The organism is Tepidiphilus thermophilus (assembly GCF_001418245.1).
GTDB lineage: Bacteria > Pseudomonadota > Gammaproteobacteria > Burkholderiales > Rhodocyclaceae > Tepidiphilus > Tepidiphilus succinatimandens.
Genome location: NZ_LIPU01000004.1, coordinates 56392 through 74047, shown reverse-complemented (window position 1 = coordinate 74047; position 17656 = coordinate 56392). Strand labels below are relative to the sequence as shown.

The 17656-nt window shown below is 66.7% G+C and carries 17 protein-coding genes; 9 read left to right on the top strand and 8 right to left on the bottom strand.

The genetic code is table 11. From position 1 onward, the window contains the following. Window positions 1-95: 95 nt before the first annotated feature. Window positions 96-1424, top strand: coding sequence for a hemolysin family protein (locus ASC37_RS04675; protein WP_055423271.1), 1329 nt, complete (start codon window positions 96-98; stop codon window positions 1422-1424). A 1-nt stretch (window position 1425) separates the two neighbouring features. Here the strand turns inward: ASC37_RS04675 and ASC37_RS04670 are convergent, their stop codons facing one another. Further along, window positions 1426-1641: a glycine zipper 2TM domain-containing protein gene (locus ASC37_RS04670; protein ID WP_055423270.1), complete on the bottom strand. Its 216-nt coding sequence runs from the start codon at window positions 1639-1641 to the stop codon at window positions 1426-1428. A 79-nt stretch (window positions 1642-1720) separates the two neighbouring features. Beyond that, a complete protein-coding gene (locus ASC37_RS04665; RefSeq protein WP_408646100.1) occupies window positions 1721-2236 on the bottom strand; it encodes a lipid-binding SYLF domain-containing protein in 516 nt (171 codons plus the stop codon). Window positions 2237-2506: 270 nt separating this feature from the next. On the opposite strand from ASC37_RS04665, the gene ASC37_RS04660 reads away from it, so the two are divergent. After that, entirely contained in the window at window positions 2507-3658 is a 1152-nt protein-coding gene (locus ASC37_RS04660) for a glycosyltransferase family 4 protein (RefSeq protein ID WP_055423268.1), read from the top strand. Further along, the gene (locus ASC37_RS04655; protein WP_072247924.1) at window positions 3655-4470 is read left to right on the top strand and encodes a DUF2334 domain-containing protein; all 816 of its coding nucleotides are present in this window, start codon (window positions 3655-3657) and stop codon (window positions 4468-4470) included. Before ASC37_RS04660 ends, ASC37_RS04655 begins: the two co-directional genes overlap by 4 nt. Here ASC37_RS04655 and ASC37_RS04650 read toward each other — a convergent pair. From ASC37_RS04650 to ASC37_RS11620, 6 genes are read right to left on the bottom strand one after another with little or no spacing between them, the layout of a single operon-like run. Continuing rightward, window positions 4393-5412, bottom strand: a complete 1020-nt coding sequence (locus ASC37_RS04650) for an alpha-hydroxy acid oxidase (protein ID WP_055423267.1) — start codon at window positions 5410-5412, stop codon at window positions 4393-4395. The genes ASC37_RS04655 and ASC37_RS04650 overlap by 78 nt on opposite strands. Before the next feature lie 2 nt (window positions 5413-5414). Beyond that, the gene (locus tag ASC37_RS04645) at window positions 5415-6095 is read right to left on the bottom strand and encodes a Fe2+-dependent dioxygenase (RefSeq protein ID WP_055423266.1); all 681 of its coding nucleotides are present in this window, start codon (window positions 6093-6095) and stop codon (window positions 5415-5417) included. Window positions 6096-6138: 43 nt separating this feature from the next. Next, a complete protein-coding gene (locus tag ASC37_RS04640) occupies window positions 6139-8331 on the bottom strand; it encodes a TonB-dependent receptor (protein ID WP_055423265.1) in 2193 nt (730 codons plus the stop codon). Window positions 8332-8369: 38 nt separating this feature from the next. Continuing rightward, entirely contained in the window at window positions 8370-8792 is a 423-nt protein-coding gene (locus tag ASC37_RS04635; protein WP_055423264.1) for an ExbD/TolR family protein, read from the bottom strand. A 12-nt stretch (window positions 8793-8804) separates the two neighbouring features. Then, the gene (locus tag ASC37_RS04630) at window positions 8805-9572 is read right to left on the bottom strand and encodes a MotA/TolQ/ExbB proton channel family protein (protein ID WP_055423263.1); all 768 of its coding nucleotides are present in this window, start codon (window positions 9570-9572) and stop codon (window positions 8805-8807) included. A 19-nt stretch (window positions 9573-9591) separates the two neighbouring features. Then, a complete protein-coding gene (locus tag ASC37_RS11620) occupies window positions 9592-10311 on the bottom strand; it encodes an energy transducer TonB (RefSeq protein WP_055423262.1) in 720 nt (239 codons plus the stop codon). 245 nt (window positions 10312-10556) lie between these two features. Between ASC37_RS11620 and ASC37_RS04620 the strand changes: the two genes are divergently transcribed. From ASC37_RS04620 to ASC37_RS04595, 6 genes are all read left to right on the top strand, one after another. Then, complete coding sequence (locus ASC37_RS04620; RefSeq protein ID WP_055423261.1) at window positions 10557-12536, top strand: AMP-dependent synthetase/ligase; 1980 nt, start codon at window positions 10557-10559, stop codon at window positions 12534-12536. Between the two features lie 11 nt (window positions 12537-12547). Next, window positions 12548-13330, top strand: a complete 783-nt coding sequence (locus tag ASC37_RS04615) for an ABC transporter ATP-binding protein (RefSeq protein WP_055423260.1) — start codon at window positions 12548-12550, stop codon at window positions 13328-13330. Window positions 13331-13343: 13 nt separating this feature from the next. After that, window positions 13344-14270: a branched-chain amino acid ABC transporter permease gene (locus ASC37_RS04610; protein WP_055423259.1), complete on the top strand. Its 927-nt coding sequence runs from the start codon at window positions 13344-13346 to the stop codon at window positions 14268-14270. A 21-nt stretch (window positions 14271-14291) separates the two neighbouring features. Beyond that, complete coding sequence (locus ASC37_RS04605; protein ID WP_055423258.1) at window positions 14292-15359, top strand: branched-chain amino acid ABC transporter permease; 1068 nt, start codon at window positions 14292-14294, stop codon at window positions 15357-15359. A 53-nt stretch (window positions 15360-15412) separates the two neighbouring features. Then, window positions 15413-16744 carry an ABC transporter substrate-binding protein gene (locus tag ASC37_RS04600; protein ID WP_055423257.1) on the top strand — a complete coding sequence of 444 codons (1332 nt, stop codon included), beginning with the start codon at window positions 15413-15415 and terminating at the stop codon, window positions 16742-16744. Between the two features lie 68 nt (window positions 16745-16812). Continuing rightward, window positions 16813-17649, top strand: a complete 837-nt coding sequence (locus ASC37_RS04595) for an ABC transporter ATP-binding protein (RefSeq protein WP_055423256.1) — start codon at window positions 16813-16815, stop codon at window positions 17647-17649. The last annotated feature ends 7 nt before the right edge of the window (window positions 17650-17656 follow it).

Below are 17656 nucleotides of genomic sequence, written 5' to 3'. Positions count from 1 at the left end.
CGCCATCGTTCCTCGTGACGGTTTTCCATTATATCGCCCGGTGTCGCCGGGCTTCCTCGCTATAATGAATACGTTACGAAGGAAAAGATTTCATCATGACGATCCTCTTCGTCCTGCTGCTGCTCGTATTGGCGAGCGCGTTCTTCTCGCTGGCGGAGATCTCGCTCGCCGCCTCGCGCCGGCTGCGCCTCGAGATGTTGGCCAAGGAGGGCAATGCCGCGGCGAAACGGATCCTGCACCTGCAGGACCAGCCGGGTCACTACTTTACGGTGGTACAGATCGGTTTGAATGGCGTCGCCATCCTCGCCGGGGCGGTGGGCGAATCCTCGATCACGCCCTCGCTCGAACCGCTTGCCGCCCTCGTGCTCCCTCCTGAATACGCCGGCTCGGTCGCCTCCTCGATTGCCTTTCTCGCCGTGACGCTGCTCTTCGTCGTGCTCGCCGATCTGGTTCCCAAGCGCCTTGCGCTGCTCGCCCCCGAGCGCATCGCCCTGGTGGTGGCCCCGCCGATGACGCTGCTCATGCGCCTGCTGCACCCCCTGGTGTGGGCGATCGATGCGCTCGCCTCCGCCGTGCTGCGCGTGGCCGGCGCGCCGGAGCGGCGGCGCGAGGAGGTTACCGTCGACGAGATCGTGGCGCTCGCCGATGCGGCCACGCGCGCCGGGACGCTGCTCGCCGAGGAACAGAAACTGGTGACGCGCGTCTTCGAACTCGACGAACGCACCGTGCGCACCGCCATGGTGCCGCGTGACGAAATCGTTTACCTCTTGGTGGGGGAGGCCGAGGAGAGCATCCGCAAGAAACTGCGCAACCATCCGCACGGCAAGTTTCCCGTGTGCGACGGCTCGCTCGACCGGCCCGTGGGCTACGTCGATACGCGTGATCTCTTTCTCTCCATCATCGACGGCGAGAAAGTCTCGCTCACTGCCGAGATGGTGGTACGGGATTTGTTGGTCTTCCCCGATACGCTCACGCTGCTCGAAGCGCTGCAGCGCTTCCGCAGCGCGGGGCAGGATTTCGCGCTCATCGTCAATGAGTACGCCATCGTCGTCGGTCTGCTCACCCTGCGCGACGTGATGGATACGGTGGTTGCCGTCGACCCCGTGGTGGGGCGCGAGGAAATGATCGTGCAGCGCGATGCCGACTCCTGGCTGCTCGATGGGCTCACCCCTATCGCCGAGGTGGCCGAGGTGCTCGGCATCGACGAATTCGAGGGCTCGGAGCACTTCGAGACCATTGCCGGCTTCATGATGTACCACCTACGCAAGGTGCCCAAGCGTACCGATGCGCTCGAATACAAGGGTTATCGTTTCGAGGTGGTCGATATCGACAACTATCGTATCGACCAGCTGCTGGTGACGCGCCTGGCGCCGCCGTCGGAGGCGGCGCCAGCGGCGGAAGGCGCAAGGGCGCCTGCTTCCTGAGTCATTTGCCGATTTGGTCGCCGATGAGACCGCCGATGGCGGCTCCACCGACGGTTCCCAGCACGCCGCCGTCGGAGACCGCCGCCCCGACCACGCCGCCCACGGCGGCTCCGCCCACGGCGGCTTTCTCGCGGGCCGACATGCGATCCCACGTGGCGCAACCACTCAGTACGCCCAAGGCGGTGGCAGTGAGCGCGAGGAAGAAAACCCGTTTCATGTCCACTCCCTTCGTGATTCGAACGTTTCCCTTTTATACCGCAAGCGGCGTTCGGGAGATGTTTCGGAGTGTCAAGCGCTCAAGGCTGCTTGATACGGGTGATCTTCGTGCCCTCGATGTTGATGCCGCCCATCAAGCCTTGCTGGTCGAAGATGAAGGCATAGGCGTCGTCGCGCAAGGTGGTGGTGGAGAGGTTCGCGGCCACGCCGGTATCCACCAAGGTGACGGTTGGGCCGGTGCCCAGCTCCCAGCCTTGGCTTTCCTCGAGGTATTTCAGCGCCTTGTCGTTCATCAAAAAGAGCGCGTAACCGTAGGACTGGGCGCCGAGCTGCAGCCCCCAGGAGGCGGAGACGGAATTGTAGAAGCCGCGCACCTTGCCATCGACGAAGAGCACCCCTTCGCCGTAGCTGCCACCGAAGACGAGCCCTGCCTTGATGATGTTGGGGAACACCAGCACGCCTTTGGCCGATTTGGCGATGGCATCCGCCGCGGGGTTGATCTTGCGCAGCGTGGCGAGTGCTTCGCGGGCGTCGCGGATGAGCTCTTCCTGGTTGGTGGCCGCTTGCGCCGGCGGCAGGATCAGGACGAGGCTCATGGCGATGAGAAGGGCGTAGAGCCAAGGAGTGAGACGTCGGCTGTATTGGATCATCGTTTTTCCCTCCAGGGAATGAACAAAGTGTGCACGCCCCTCAGCTTAGGACATGGAAGAATGGCCTGCCAGAACGAAAACGAGACGAAATGTTGCAGGGTGGCTCCCATGTCCGTGCAAGAAAGATGACATGAGGGGGGCTCGCTTGGGCGGGGGTGGCGTCCAGGGGCAAGTCGGCGTTACACTTACGGCAATTTTCTCTTGACCGGACAGTTCATGCATCTTGCCGATGTCACGTTGTTCTACTCGGAATCGAGCGGAGGCGTTCGGACGTATCTGGAATCGAAGCGGCGCTTTCTTTCCGCGATCGAAGGGGTGCGGCACACCTTGGTGGTTCCTGGGGCCGAAGATCGCTCCGCACCCGGCTGCGAGACGATCTCGGCCTGGCCCATTCCTTTTTCCACCGGCTATCGCTTCCCCTTGCGTCCCGGACCGTGGGAAGAGCGGCTCGTGGCGCTTTCGCCCGACGTGATCGAGGCGGGAGACCCTTACGTTCCCGCCTGGGCGGCGCTGTCGGCCGGCGAGCGGCTGGGGGTGCCGGTGATCGGTTTCTACCATTCGGATTTGCCACGCCTCGTCGAGCGGCGCTTCGGCCGCGCCTGGGGTTTGGCGGCGGCCGCCTACGTGCGCAAGCTCTACCGGCGTTTCGACCGGGTGCTCACGCCCAGCCGCACCATGGTGGAACATCTGGCGGCGCTCGGCGTGGAGGGGGCGATCGCCCAGCCCTTGGGGGTGGATACGCAGATTTTTTCGCCGGCGCGGCGCGATCCCGCTCTGCGTGCCGAACTGGGCATTCCCCAGGCGCGCTGCCTCATGGTCTTCGCCGGCCGTGGTGCGCGCGAGAAGAATCTCGACGTGCTGCTCGCGGCGACGCGGCTCTTGGGCGAGGACTTCCACCTGCTGCTCGTGGGCAGCGCCATGCCGCACCGGGTACCGGAAAACGTGACCGTGGTCGATCGCTTCGTCGGCCGTGAGGACGTCGCCCGCATCCTCGCCAGCGCCGATCTGCTGGTGCACGCCGGCAATCAGGAGACTTTCGGTCTGGTGGTGCTCGAGGCGATGGCAAGCGGCATCCCCGTGGTCGGCGTAGCCGGCGGGGCCGTATCCGAACTGGTGCCGCCCGAGGCTGGCCGGATCGCGCCGAGCCTGGATGCGACGGTCTTTGCACAGACGGTACGCGACTTCGTGCGCGAAGTCGATCTTGAAGAGGCCGGGCGGCAGGCGCGCGCCTGGGTGGAACGCCGCTACGCCTGGCCGGCGGTGCTTCCCGGACTGCTGGAGCATTACCGCGCCTTGTGCGGGGTGCCTGCATTGCTGCCGGTGCCGGTGGATGCAGAAGTGGCCGATGCCTGGCAGGGGGGGCGATGAAGGCGCTCTTTTCCGTGGTGCTGCACGACGTGGCCCCGGCCACCTGGCCGCTTTATGCCGACTTTGCCGCGCGCGCAGCGGCGCTGGGCGTGCCATTGACGCTCTTGGTGGTACCCGACTACCACGGGCAAGGGACGTTCGACCGCGATCCCCGTTTTTGCGCGGCGATCGAGCGGGAACTGGCCCGCGGCGGCGAGGCGGTGCTGCACGGCTATTTCCACGCCGACGAGTTGCCCTGCCGTGGTCTGGCCGATTTCGTGCGCCGCCGCATCCTTACCCACGAGGGGGAATTCGCGGCGATCTCCGAATCAGAGGCCCAGGCACGGCTCGAACGGGGACTCGCGCTCTTCTCGTGCCTGGGCTGGCCGGTGGAGGGCTTCGTCGCGCCGGGTTGGCTCTTGGGCGAAGGCGCCTGGCGCGCGCTCGCGGGCTTTCCCCTGCGCTACACCAGCTCGCCGCGGCGGGTGTATGGGCGCGCGGGCGAGGGGTGGTGTCCGATCGATGCGCCGAGCCTCGTGTGGAGCGCCCGCAGCGGCTGGCGGCGGCTTGCCTCGCAGGCGGTCAATGAGCGCTGGCTGAGGCGCAGCGCGAACCGTTCCTGGCTGCGACTGGGGCTGCATCCGGTGGATATGCGCCACGAGCGCTCGCGCCGTTTCTGGGAGCGGGCGATGCGCGCGCTGCTGGCCGAACGCACGCCGTGCACCAAGGGCGAGGCGCTGCGGCGCTTGGCGCCGCTACAGCAGGGCGGCGACGGCGGCGTACTCGTCGCGCAGCAGCCGCAGGCAGCGGGCCACGCCGTGGGCGCCCTCTAGGGCAAGCGCTGCCACGTAGGGGCGGCCGACGAGCACGGCCGATGCGCCCTGCGCCAGGGCTTTGGCGACGTCGCTGCCGCGGCGCACGCCGCCATCGAAAAGCACGGTCATCTTTTCTCCCACGGCCCGTGCGATCGGTTCGAGCTGGGTGAGACTCGCCGGGGCGGCATCGAAAGTTCGTCCGCCGTGGTTGGAGACGACGAGGCCGTCGTAACCCAGCCGCGCCAATGCCTCGGCGTCTGCTTCGTGCAATACGCCTTTGGCCAGGAGGGGCTGCCGCAGGCGATCGCGCAGCCAGGCGAGATCGTCATGCGTCGGAGCGAGGGCGAGGAGGGCCGCCAGGTCGTGCGTGCGCTGCGTCGGCGCCTGCGCTTCGAGGTTGGCCGGTACCGCCTGAGGCGGCAAGCGGAAACCGCTACGCCACAGCCGCCAGCGCAAGCCTCCGATGGGCGCATCCAGGGTGATCATCCAGGCTTCGGGGCGCAGCGCCGCGGCGCGCTCGATGAGCCGCTCGGTGGCGGCGCGATCGCCCTGCCAGTAGATCTGGAACCACAGCGCTTCGTCTTCGGCGAGCTGGCGCAGTTGCGGCCAGGGGGTGCTCGCCAGGCTGGAGACGATGGGCGTGACGCCTTGCGCCAGCGCGGCGAGGACGCTCGCCGCTTCGCCGTCGGGATGGAAGAGGCGCTGATGGGCGATCGGCGCGAGCAGCAGCGGCGAGGCGTGGCGCCGGCCGAACAGGGTCGGACCGTTTGGCGGGGCGGGAGGCGTTTCGCGCACGAAACGGGGGATGAGGGTGGCGGCGTCCAGCGCCTCGCGGTTGCGCCGCGCCGCCAGTTCGGCTTCGGCCCCGCCGAAGAGGTAGGCGGCGACGTCCGGCGCCAGCCGCCGTTGCGCGAGCTCGAGGTAGTCTTCGGCGCATACGGGCGCAGGAGTGTCGGACACGGCTAGACGCTCCAGCGTCGCAGAAGGTTGTGGTAGAGCGTGGAGAAGCGCGCGGCGAGCGCGCCCTCCCCGTGTTCGCTGCGCAGCGTCAGGGTGGCCATGTCGAGTTCGAAGAGCAGGCGTCGTTCGACCGGGTCGGGCACCAGGCTCTGGAACCACATGAAGGAGGCGAGCCGCTCGCCCCGGGTGACTGGCGTGACCTCGTGCAGCGAACTGGCGGGGTAGATGACGATGGAACCGGCCTTGCCCTTGACGCGCTGTGTGCCGAAGAGGTCGTGGATCACGAGCTCGCCGCCGTCGTATTCTTCCGGGGCGCTGAAAAAGAGGGTGGCCGAGACGTCGGTACGCAGTTTGCGCTCGCCCACCAGCCGGATGGCGGCATCGACGTGCGGCCCGTAGTGCTCACCCTCGCCGATGGCGCGGTAGCGGTTGAACTGCGGCGGAAAGATGTCGCGCGGCAGCACGGCGGAAAAGACGAGTGGCTCGCGCTCGAGCGCCTGCAGCACCAGGCGGCGCAGCGGCGCGAGAGTGGGGCAGTCTTCGGCGATCTGCAGGTTGTTCTTGACTTCGCGCGCGAGTGGTCCGGCGCTGCTGCGGCCATCGATCCAGCGCGCCTGCGCGAGCAGTGTCCGGGCGTGTTCGACTTCCGCGGCGGAGAGAACTTCGTCGATCGTCAGGAGCATGGTGTCTTCCGTTGAGGGCGGGGCCAGGAGCCCCGCCGAAAGCTCAGAACTTGAACTCGGCCGTGAGGATCACCGCCCGGTCGGTGCCGGGGACGACGAAGCCGCCGTTGTCGTAGATGGCATCATAATAGACCTTGTCGAAAAGGTTGCGCACGTTCATGCGTACCGTGTAGGAGGGCTGTTCATAGGCGAGCATGGCGTCCCAGCGGGTGTAGGAGGGGGCGACGTTGGGCGAGAACTTGCCGTTTACGAAGGGTCCGTTGGCGGCCATGGGGTTATAGCCATAGCGCTCGCCTTTGGTCTCGGCGCCCAGGCCGGCTTTCCAGCCTGGCATGAAGCGGTAGGTGGTCCACAGGTTGAAGGTGTAGTCTGGCGTGTTGCGCGGCTGCTGCCCCTTGAGGCGCGGGTCGGCGCCGGGGGCCACTTTGAGGATTTCGGCGTCCATCAGGGCCAGGCCGGCGAAGACTTCCCAGCGCTCGGTGATGCGGCCGGCGGCTTCGAGCTCCAGCCCGTCGGTGCGGCGCTTGCGGGTGAGGATGGCGCCGGTGGTCTCGAGATCGGTGTTGCGCTCCCAATCCTTGGTGGCGCGAAAGAGCGCGGCGCGCAGCGAGAGATCGCCTTCGAAGAGCATCCACTTGGCCCCGAGCTCGACCACGTCGCTGCGCTCGGCCGGATATTCGCCGCCGGAGAGCTGGTAGAGGTCGGCGGTGGGGCTGAAGCTGTCGGACCACGAGAGATAGTAGTGCTGGTTGGCGGTGGGCAGCCACGACAGGCCCGCCCGGTAGCTGTTCTCGCCGTAGTCGAGGCTGGGGGAATTGACGTTGCTGTAGTCGGCGGAGAGCTCGTCGCGGCGTGCGCCCAGGGTGAGTTTCCAGCCGGGCAGGAATTCGATGGTGTCCTGGGCGAGCAGCGCGTAGCTGTCGCCGGTGAAATCGGTGGCGCTCGCCTTGGGATCCTCGATGCCGGGGCGATAGAAGGCCGGCGCCCCCGGGGCGGCGAGATTGCGCAGCGAGCGGCGGTGGCTGTCTTCGTTGAGGTATTCGAAGCCGGCGAGCAGCTCGTGGCGCATGCCGGCGAGCGTGAGGGCATGGGTGAGGTCGGATTGCAGCGCCACGGTCCGATAGTCGGTGTTGCGCGTTTTCGCGCTGCCGCTCGAGCCGTCGGCCGAGGGCGCGGCTCTGCCTGAAGGGGCGAGCGCCCAGTAGCTGCGGTCGTAGTCGGCAAAGCGCAGCACGGTGCGCCACTCGGTCCCGGGCTGGAAGCGGTGGGTGTAGGTGGCGGTGGCGATGTGCGTGTCGGAGTCATCGAACGTGTCGTCGGTGCCCCAGAAGGCGGAAGTGCCGTAGCGTTTGAGCGGCCGCTTGGTCGTGGAGTCGAAGGGCACGCCGTAGTCGGGATTGTCGCGGGTCTGCAGATAGTAGTAGTTGAGCTGTACTTCGTCGCGCGTGCCCATGCCGTGGACGAAACTCAGGGCCGCGCCCTGGCGGTCGATCTCGGGTTCGGCGCCGTTGGCGGGGTTCTCACGCCAGCTCTCCTCGGTGCGCTTCATGAGGTTCACGCGCAGCGCCGAGTTCTCTCCCAGGGTTTTGTTGAGATCGGCCGTGCCCTCGCGATAGTCTTCACTGCCAAAGGAGCCGGTGAGCTTGTATTTGTCGGCGGGTAGAGGCGCCTTGCTTACCTGGTTGATGATCCCGCCTGCCTGGCCGCGGCCGTAGAGCATGGCCGCCGAGCCGCGCAGCACTTCCACGCTTTCGAGGTTGAAGGTCTCGCGGTTGTATTGGGCGGTGTCGCGGATGCCGTCGAGGTACATGTCGCCGAAGGTGTAGAAGCCGCGCAGCATCATGTTGTCGCCGGAGCGGCCCCCCTCGGCGGCGTTGAAGGTGAGCCCCGAGACGTTGCGCAGGGCTTCGCGCAAGGAGCCTACCTGCTGGTCTTCGAGCAGGTCCTGGGTGAGGATGGTGATCGCCTGCGGGATCTCGTGCGGGTCCTGCAGCGTCTTGCCCACGCGGGTGGTGTGCTTGAGGTAGCCCTGCGTTGCGGTAGGGGCCTCATCGGTGACGGTGACGGTGGGCAGCACCTGGGCGTCGGCAGCGCCCGTCTCGGCGCTTTGCGCGAGCGCCGGCTGCGCCGCGCCCAGGCCGATCAGCATCGCTGCGCCCAGCGGCAGCACCTTGGGGCGAAGAGGCGCGGCGTTTTCCGCTCGCGGCTGGGGTTCGTGCGGAGGGACGGTCGACATCGAAAAAACTCCTTGGGGTTGGGGAAAAGCGTCGTTTTTCAGGGAGCGGGTTCGCCGGGCAGCGTCACGAAGGCGATCTTCGCCAGGCCGTGGCGCGAGGCGGCGGCCATCAGGCGGGCGAGCGCCTCGTAGGGGGTGGCACGGTCGGCCTGCAGCTCCAGGGTGGTTTGGGGTGTGAGCTCGGCGAGGCGCGCTTCTAGAGCCGTCCAGTCGATCGCCTCGTCGTTCCAGTGCAGGGTCTGGCCGTCGGCGGCGAGCCGCAGGCGCAGGCGCTCCTCGTCGCGTTTCGTGTCGGGGGCGCTGCTCGCCTGGGGAAGGTCGACTTTCACCGCGTGGGTCATCAAGGGCGCGGTGACGATGAAGATGATGAGCAGCACCAGCATCACGTCGATGAAGGGCACCATGTTGATCTCGTTGATCGGTTCGGTGTCGCCGGTGCTGTCGAGTCGGGCGAAGGCCATGGGGGTTCTCCGTCAGGAGGCGGTCTTGCGGGCGGGGCGGGGGGCATCGGCATCGAGCGCGACGACGGCGGGCTCGGGCCGGGTCGCTGGGCGCTTGATGCCGGTGACGAGGAAGGTGTAGACGTCGTAGGCGAAGGCTTCCAGCTCCTGCGCGCGGCGACGCTGGATGCGGCTGAAGGCGTTGTAGGCGATCGCGGCCGGAATCGCGGTGGCCAGACCGAATCCGGTCATCACCAGGGCTTCGCCGATGGGGCCGGCCACCTTGTCGAGCGAGGCGCTGCCGCTGGCGGCGATCGCCTGCAGGGCGTGATAGATGCCCCAGACGGTGCCGAAGAGCCCGATGAAGGGGGCGCTGGAAGCGGTGGTGCCGAGCAGCGTCATGCCGGCCTCGTCGCGGGCGCGGGCTTCGTCGATGGCGCGGCGCAGCGCCCGGGTGAGGAGCTCCTGAGGCTCGCCGCGCTCCCCGAGCGGCCCGGGGCGCGCCGCGGCGTTTTCGCCGGCCCGCTCGAGGCGTTCGAGCACCTCGAGGCCGTGATGCACGAGGTGCGAGGCCGGGTCGATCGCGCCGTGTTCCCGCAGGTCGCGCGCAATCTCGGCCAGGTCGCCCGCGTTCCAGAATCGGCGCAGAAACTGGGCGGCGCGCCGCGACAGGCGCAGATGCAGCGCCGTCTTGGCAAGGATCACGGCCCAGCTCAGCACGGAGAGCAGCGCGAGCAGCAAGAAGATGAAGCGGCTCACGCCGTCGCCTTGGGCGAAGAAATGCAGTAGGGATTCGTTCATGGGTGAGGCTCCGCAAGGGTCAGGATGAAGAAAGGGAGAAAGCGATGGGGACGAGCACGGTGGCTTCGACCGGGGTGTCGCCGCGGCGCGCGGGGACGAATCTCCAGCGCTCGACGGCCTCGCGCGCGGCCCGGTCGAGCCGGTGGTAGCCGGAAGAGCGCTCCAGTTCGACGCGGCGTGGCGACCCGTCGGCGCCGACCAGTACGCGCAGGATCACTTTGCCCTGCTCGCCGAGCTGGCGCGATACCGGGGGGTAGGAGGGGCGCGGATTGGCGAGATAGGCGGCGTCGAAGCGCGGTTCGGTGAAGGGCGCGGCTTCCGTGCTTCCAGTATTGCCGCGCACGGGGGCGGCCGGTGCCGTGTCCGCAGGGGGTGCAGGGTCGCCTCCGGCCTCGTTTGCCGCGACGGACGAGGTTGCGGCCGCAGTCACCGCTTGCGTCGGCGGCGGGCTGGATCTGGCAGGAGTACGGGGCTTGGCCGTCGTGCGTGCGGGGGCTTTCGCCTTGGGCGGGGTCGGCGAGGGCCCGGTGGCCGGCGCAGGTTCGACGGCGGGGGCCGCCGTTGCCGCAGGAGCGGGATCCGGTGCCGGAACGACCCAGGCGATCGTCATGCTCGGGGCGACAGGAGGCGTCTGCACTTCAGGCAGGGCGCGTGCCCCGGCGTAGAGGACCGCGCCGTGCAGCGAGAGGGCGGCGAGGATCGCCCAGGGCGGAAGGACGCGGCGAGGTTCTTGGGTCATGGCTCGGTTCGTGAGACGTTTCTTTGCAAATGATATAGTAAACGATAATCAGTATCAAGTGCAAAAAAGCTATCTCGCGTGTGAGGGGATCCGCGGGCGCTCGCCGTTACATTCGCGTTACGTTTTTGACAAACCCTTGCAAGACTTCGCCGGCACAATGCAGCCGTCGCGTGGAGGGAGACGGCCCCGCCGAAAAAAGAAAACGACGGCGGGGCACACGCTCATCGGATTGGAGGAGGGTTGGCATGGCCGAGGGCACGAAACCGCATGCCCCTGCGATCATTCCGGGTCTGGAGACTTTTCCGCGCCTGCTGCGGCATCACGCCCGCGTACGCGCCGACCGGCCGGCGATCCGCGAGAAGGAATACGGCATCTGGCAAACCTACACCTGGGGCGAGTGCTACGCCCAGGTGCGCGCGCTCGCCTGCGGGCTGGCCGAGGCGGGATTCCGGCGTGGCGATCGCCTGGCCATCGTCGGCGACAACCGGCCACGCCTCTACCTGGCGGTGGCCGCGGCGCAATGTCTGGGGGGCATCCCGGTGCTGCTCTACCAAGATGCGATCGCCGAGGAGATGGCCTACGTGCTGCAGGACGCCGAGGTCAAGATGGCGGTGGTGGAGGATCAGGAGCAGGTCGACAAGCTCCTCGAGATCCTCGACCGCCTGCCCTCGCTCGAGCGCATCTTCTACGACGATCCGCGTGGCATGCGCCATTACACCCAGCCGCTGCTGCAGGGACTGGACGAGCTCCTGGAGGCCGGGCGCATCCACGACCGCAACCAGCCCGATTTCGTCGACGAGGAGATCGAGAAAGGGGAGAGCGACGACGTCTCGGTGATGCTCTACACGTCGGGCACTACTGGCAAGCCCAAGGGGGTGTGCCAGACGCATCGGGCGTTCCTCTTCGCCGGCATGGGCGGGGTGCAGTTCGACCACCTCACCGACCGCGAGGAAGTGCTCTCCTACCTGCCGATGGCCTGGGTGGGGGACCATCTTTTCTCTTATGCCCAGGCTTACGCGGCAGGCTTCACCATCAATTGCCCCGAGTCGAGCGAGACGGTGATGACCGATCTGCGCGAAATCGGTCCCACGTACTACTTCGCCCCGCCGCGCGTGTTCGAGAACCTGCGCACGCAGGTGTGGATCCGCATGGAGGATGCCGGGCGTTTGAAGCAGGCGATGTTCCGCCATTTCATGAAGGTGGCCGAGCGCTGCGGCATCCAGATCCTCGAAGGCAGGCCGGTGCCGCTGCTGCAGCGCCTGCACTACGCCTTGGGCGAGATCCTGGTCTATGGGCCGCTGCGCAACGTGCTCGGCCTGTCGCGCCTGCGCGTGGCCTATACGGCCGGGGCGGCGATCGGGCCGGATCTCTTCCGTTTCTACCGCTCGATCGGCATCAACCTCAAGCAGCTCTACGGTCAGACGGAGACCTGCGCCTACGTCTGCCTGCAACCCGACGGCGAGGTCAAGCTCGACTCGGTGGGCAAGCCCGCCCCTGGGGTGGAGGTGAAAATCGCCGACAACGGCGAGATCCGCGTGCGCGGTCCGATGCTGCTCAAGGCCTACTACAAGCGGCCGCAGGATACGGCCGAGGCCTTCGACGAAGAAGGCTACTTCATGACCGGGGATGCGGGCTTCTTCGACGAGGATGGGCACCTCAAGATCATCGACCGGGCCAAGGACGTGGGAAGGCTCAAGGACGGCTCGATATTCGCGCCCAACTACATCGAGAACAAGCTCAAGTTCTTCCCCCTCATCAAGGAGGCGGTGGCCTTCGGGCACGATCGCCCTTACGTGACCGCCTTCATCAACATCGACCTGGAGGCGGTGGGCAACTGGGCCGAGCGCCGGGGGCTCGCCTATTCGGGCTACACCGATCTGGCGCAGCAGCCGGCCGTCTACGATCTCATCCAGCAGTGCGTGGAGCAGGTCAATGAGGACCTGAGCCACGATCCGCAGATGGGCGGCTCGCAGATCCGGCGTTTCCTCATCCTGCACAAGGAGCTCGACGCCGACGACGAGGAGCTCACCCGCACGCGCAAGGTGCGCCGGCGCTTCATCGCCGAGAAGTACGCCGTGCTGGTCGAGGCGCTCTACGCCGGCAAGGACAGCCAGTACATCGAGACGGCGGTCAAGTACGAGGACGGGCGCGCCGGCAAGATCGCCGCCGAGGTGCGCATCCGCGACGCGAAGGTCTTTCCGCCCTCGCCGCGCCCGCAAGGCTGAAGGAGGAGGAAATGGCGCGAGTCATCGGCGACGTGATCCTCGATCTGCAGAACATTTCGCTGTCGTTCGGCGGGGTCAAGGCGCTCACCAACATCAGTTTCGACGTGCGCGAGGGCGAGATCCGCGCCATCATCGGCCCCAACGGCGCGGGCAAGAGCTCCATGCTCAACGTTATCAACGGGGTGTATCACCCGCAGCAGGGGCGCATCGTCTTCCGTGGCCAGGAGCGGCGGCGAATGAACCCGCACGAGGCGGCGGCGCAGGGCATCGCCCGCACCTTTCAGAACATCGCGCTCTTCAAGGGCATGACGGTGCTCGACAACATCATGACCGGTCGCAACCTCATGATGCGGCGAAATTTCCTGTGGAATGCGCTCTACTGGGGGCCGAGCCGGCGCGAGGAGATCGCGCATCGCAAGCGCGTCGAGGAGATCATCGATTTCCTCGAGATCCAGAACATCCGCAAGACGCCGGTGGGGCGCCTGCCCTACGGCCTGCAAAAGCGGGTGGAGCTCGCCCGGGCGCTGGCGGCCGAGCCGTCGCTGCTGCTGCTCGACGAGCCCATGGCCGGCATGAACGTGGAGGAGAAGCAGGACATGTGCCGCTTCATCCTCGACGTGAACGAGCAGTTGGGCACCACCATCGTGCTCATCGAGCACGACATGGGGGTGGTGATGGACATCTCCGACCGGGTGGTGGTGCTCGATTACGGCCGCAAGATCGGCGACGGGCCGCCCGATGAGGTGCGCAACGATCCGGTCGTGATCGAAGCCTATCTCGGCGCCGGGCATTGAGGAGGAGCGGACGATGGGATTCTTTCTGGAAGTGCTGATCGGCGGTCTGCTGGCCGGCATGCTCTATGCCCTGGTGGCGCTGGGATTCGTGCTCATCTTCAAGGCGTCCGGCGTGCTCAATTTCGCCCAGGGGGCGATGGTCTTCTTCGCCGCGCTCACGTTCGTGGGGCTCACCGAGCGTCTGCCGGCCTGGCTGGGGCTTTCGCCCGAGTGGGCGGGGCTTTTCTGGGTGGCGTTGGTGCTCACCGCCGTCGTCATGGTGCTGCTCGCCTGGCTGGTGGAGCGCTTCATGCTGCGCAAGCTCGTCAATCAGCCGGCGATCACCCTCTTCATGGCCACCATCGGGCTGAGCTATCTGATCGAGGGGGTGGCGCAAGGCATGTGGGGGGCGGTGGTGCGTGGGCTGGATCTGGGCATCGCCGACGAGCCGGTGATGGGGCTGCTCGAGCGCTACAACCTCATGATCTCCAAGTTCGATCTCGTCGCGGCCACGGTGGCCGGGGTGCTGGTGGCGGTGCTCGCGCTCTTCTTCCAATATACCAAGGTGGGGCGGGCGCTGCGGGCGGTGGCCGACGATCACCAGGCGGCGCTGTCGATCGGCATTCCGCTGCAGCGCATCTGGGTGATCGTGTGGGCGGTGGCCGGGTTCGTGGCCATCGTGGCCGGGCTGGTGTGGGGCTCGCGCAACGGCGTGCAGTTCGCGCTCACCTATACGGCGCTCAAGGCGCTGCCGGTGCTGATCCTCGGCGGGCTCACTTCGGTGCCCGGCGCCATCGTCGGCGGGCTCATCATCGGGGCGAGCGAGAAACTGGCCGAAGTGTATCTCGGGCCTTTCGTGGGCGGGGGGATCGATTCGTGGTTTCCCTACGTGTTGGCGCTCGTCTTCCTGCTGATCCGGCCCGAGGGGCTCTTCGGCGAAAAACACATCGACCGCGTCTGACGGTATCGGGAGGAACGTGAGATGATCTATCGCGAGGCGGGACAGTTCAAGGCGAGCTACGAGGAAGATCAGCAGATTTTCCCCATCAAGCAGGACCGCATCGTCATGGCGGCGCTCGTGGCTGCGGCGTTCTTCGTCGCGCCCTTCGTGGCGAGCGAATACTGGCTGCAGGCGGTGCTCACGCCGGTACTGGTGTTCGCCCTCGCTGCCCTGGGGCTCAACATCCTCACCGGTTACGCCGGGCAGCTGTCGCTGGGCACGGGGGCCTTCATGGCCGTGGGGGCGTACGCCACTTACAATTTCTTGCTGCGCCTCGACGGGCTGCCTTTCCTGGTGGGACTCGTCCTCGGCGGGCTGAGCGCGGCGGCCGTGGGGGTCGTCTTCGGCCTGCCTTCGCTGCGCATCAAGGGTTTCTACCTCGCCATGGCTACGCTGGCGGCGCAGTTCTTCATCGTCTGGGCGCTCGCCAAGTTTCCCTGGTTCTCCAACTATTCTTCCTCCGGCATCATCACCGCGCAGCGCATCGAGATCTTCGGCTTCGCTTTCGATACGCCGGCGCGCAAGTATCTGCTCACGCTCGCCATCGTCTCGCTGCTCGCCCTGGTGGCGAAGAATCTCGCGCGCACCAACACGGGCCGCTCGTGGATGGCGGTGCGCGACATGGACGTGGCGGCCGAGGTGATCGGCATTCCGCTCATGAAGACCAAGCTGCTCGCCTTCGCCGTCTCTTCCTTTTACTGCGGCATCGCCGGCGGGCTCTACGCCTATACCTACCTCGGCACGGTGGAGCCCGATGGCTTCGGGCTGGATCTTTCCTTCAAGATCCTCTTCATGATCATCATCGGTGGGATGGGTTCGGTGCTGGGGGCTTTTCTCGGCGCGGCCTTCATCCTCTTGCTGCCCGTCGGGCTCAACGTGCTGATGCACACTTCGGTCGGGGCGCTCGTCCCGGCCACGCTTGCCTCGAACCTGGAGTTGATCGTGTTCGGCGTGCTCATCATCTTCTTCCTGATCGTCGAGCCGCACGGCCTCACCCGTCTGTGGCAGATCGGCAAGGAGAAACTGCGCCTGTGGCCTTTCCCGCACTGAGCGGAGGCGGTCGACGGCGAGGGCGTTTCACCACACCAAGAGGAGGCATGGCGATGAAACTGAAGAAAGCATGGCTGACGGCGGTGGCGGCGGCCACCGTCTGGGGCGCGGCCGGTCTGGGTGCGGCGCAGGCGGCGGAACAGTACCTCGGCCTGCCGAGCTATCGCGTCGGGCCGTACGCGGCCGGCGGCACGGGGGTGTTCGGCGGCTGGATCGACTACATGAAGCTCATCAACGAGCGCGAGGGCGGGGTCAATGGCGTAAAGCTCGTGTGGCAGGAGTGCGAGACGGAATACAACAACGCGCGCGGCGTGGAGTGCTACGAGCGGCTGAAGAAACAGGGGGACCAGCAGAACGTGCTCTTCGCCCCGGTCTCCACCGGCATCACCTTTGGCGTGTTCGAGCGCGTGCCGCAGGACAAGATCCCGCTGCTGTCGATCGGCATCGGCCGCTCGGACACCGCCGACGGGCGCGTCTTCCCCTGGGTCTTCCCCATGATCGCCACTTACTGGTCGCAGGCCTCGGCCATCGTCGGCTACCTCGGCCAGCGCGAGGGCGGCATGGACAAGCTCAAGGGCAAGAAGATCGCCGTGCTCTATCTCGACTTCGCCCCGGGCAAGGAGCCTTTCCCCGTGCTCGACCGCTTGGCGCAGAAGTGGGGTTTCACCACCGAGAAGATCGCCGTGGCCATGCCCGGCAACGAGCAGCAGGCGCAGTGGCTGCAGATCCGGCAGATGCGGCCGGATTACGTGATTCTGCTCACCTATGGCGTGTCGAACCCGACGGCCCTGAAGACTGCGGCGCGCACGGGTTTCCCGGCCGAGCGGATCGTGGGCTGGTGGTGGTCCGGGGCCGAGGAGGACGTCGTGCCGGCGGGCGATGCCGCCAAGGGCTTCGTGGCCGGGGCGTTCAACCCGGCGGGCACCGACTTCGCCGTCATCCAGGACATCCAGAAGCTCGTCTATGCCAAAGGCCAGGGCGATATGCAGGATCCCAAGCGCGTCGGCAGCACCTATTACAACCGCGGCGTGGGCCACGGCATCATCTACGTGGAAGCGCTGCGGCTTGCGCAAGAGAAATTCGGCAAGGGCAAACCAGTCACCGGTGAGCAGATGCGCTGGGCGCTGGAGAACCTCAAGCTCGACGAGAAGCGGCTGGAGGCGATCGGCGCCAAGGGCCTGATGCCGGCGCTGGCGCTGTCGTGCGCCGACCACGAGGGCTCGGGGCGGGTGCGCTTCCAGCAGTGGGACGGCACGAAGTGGGTGTCGGTCTCCGACTGGATCGAACCGGACCGCGAGCTGGTGCGCTCGCTGGTGGAAGAGTCGGCGGCGGCCTACGCCAAGGAAAAAGGCATCACGCCGCGTGATTGCAGCAAGGAGCAGTGAGGCATTGGCGGCGGTCCTCGACGGGCCGCCGCGCTTGGGGACAGGAGAGCCAAGGATGAGGGCTGGGCATGAATGCTGAAGCGCTTCGCGGGGCCGCCGGCGGCGAACCCTATCTCGTCGTCAACAACGTCGAGGTGATCTACGACCACGTGATCCTGGTGCTCAAGGGCGTCTCGCTCGAAGTGCCGCGCGGCGGCGTCGTCGCCCTGCTCGGCGCGAACGGGGCGGGCAAATCGACCACGCTCAAGGCCATCTCCAACCTGCTGCGCGCCGAGCGCGGCGAGGTGACCAAAGGCTCGATCAGCTTCAAGGGGGAACGCGTGGATGATCTCACGCCCAACGAGCTGGTGCGCCGGGGTGTCATCCAGGTGATGGAGGGGCGGCACTGTTTCGAGCACCTCACCATCGAGGAAAATCTTCTCACCGGGGCCTACACGCGCAGGCTCTCGCGCGCCCAGCTCGGCCAGGCGCTCGAGCGCGTCTATCACTACTTCCCCCGGCTCAAGGAGCGGCGCAAGTCGCAGGCCGGCTACACCTCGGGCGGCGAGCAGCAGATGTGCGCCATCGGCCGGGCGCTCATGGCCGCGCCCGAGATGATCCTGCTCGACGAACCTTCCATGGGCCTGGCGCCGCAGGTGGTCGAAGAGATTTTCGAAATCGTGCATGAGCTCAACGCCAAGGAAAACGTGAGCTTTCTGCTCGCCGAGCAGAACACCATGGTGGCGCTGCGCTACGCCAATTTCGGCTACATCCTGGAAAATGGCCGCGTGGTGATGGAGGGCGACGCCCAGGAACTGCGCGAGAACGAGGACGTGAAGGAGTTCTACCTCGGTCTGTCGTCGCAGGGGCGCAAGAGCTTTCGCGAAGTGAAACATTATCGTCGGCGCAAGCGCTGGCTGTCTTGACGGAGAG

Coding starts and splice junctions, on each gene's coding strand:
- ASC37_RS04675 (WP_055423271.1), top strand. CDS start 96: ATGACGATCCTCTTCGTCCTGCTGCTGCTCGTATTGGCGAGCGCGTTC.
- ASC37_RS04670 (WP_055423270.1), bottom strand. CDS start 1,641: ATGAAACGGGTTTTCTTCCTCGCGCTCACTGCCACCGCCTTGGGCGTA.
- ASC37_RS04665 (WP_408646100.1), bottom strand. CDS start 2,236: ATGAGCCTCGTCCTGATCCTGCCGCCGGCGCAAGCGGCCACCAACCAG.
- ASC37_RS04660 (WP_055423268.1), top strand. CDS start 2,507: ATGCATCTTGCCGATGTCACGTTGTTCTACTCGGAATCGAGCGGAGGC.
- ASC37_RS04655 (WP_072247924.1), top strand. CDS start 3,655: ATGAAGGCGCTCTTTTCCGTGGTGCTGCACGACGTGGCCCCGGCCACC.
- ASC37_RS04645 (WP_055423266.1), bottom strand. CDS start 6,095: ATGCTCCTGACGATCGACGAAGTTCTCTCCGCCGCGGAAGTCGAACAC.
- ASC37_RS04640 (WP_055423265.1), bottom strand. CDS start 8,331: ATGTCGACCGTCCCTCCGCACGAACCCCAGCCGCGAGCGGAAAACGCC.
- ASC37_RS04635 (WP_055423264.1), bottom strand. CDS start 8,792: ATGGCCTTCGCCCGACTCGACAGCACCGGCGACACCGAACCGATCAAC.
- ASC37_RS04630 (WP_055423263.1), bottom strand. CDS start 9,572: ATGAACGAATCCCTACTGCATTTCTTCGCCCAAGGCGACGGCGTGAGC.
- ASC37_RS11620 (WP_055423262.1), bottom strand. CDS start 10,311: ATGACCCAAGAACCTCGCCGCGTCCTTCCGCCCTGGGCGATCCTCGCC.
- ASC37_RS04620 (WP_055423261.1), top strand. CDS start 10,557: ATGGCCGAGGGCACGAAACCGCATGCCCCTGCGATCATTCCGGGTCTG.
- ASC37_RS04615 (WP_055423260.1), top strand. CDS start 12,548: ATGGCGCGAGTCATCGGCGACGTGATCCTCGATCTGCAGAACATTTCG.
- ASC37_RS04610 (WP_055423259.1), top strand. CDS start 13,344: ATGGGATTCTTTCTGGAAGTGCTGATCGGCGGTCTGCTGGCCGGCATG.
- ASC37_RS04605 (WP_055423258.1), top strand. CDS start 14,292: ATGATCTATCGCGAGGCGGGACAGTTCAAGGCGAGCTACGAGGAAGAT.
- ASC37_RS04600 (WP_055423257.1), top strand. CDS start 15,413: ATGAAACTGAAGAAAGCATGGCTGACGGCGGTGGCGGCGGCCACCGTC.
- ASC37_RS04595 (WP_055423256.1), top strand. CDS start 16,813: ATGAATGCTGAAGCGCTTCGCGGGGCCGCCGGCGGCGAACCCTATCTC.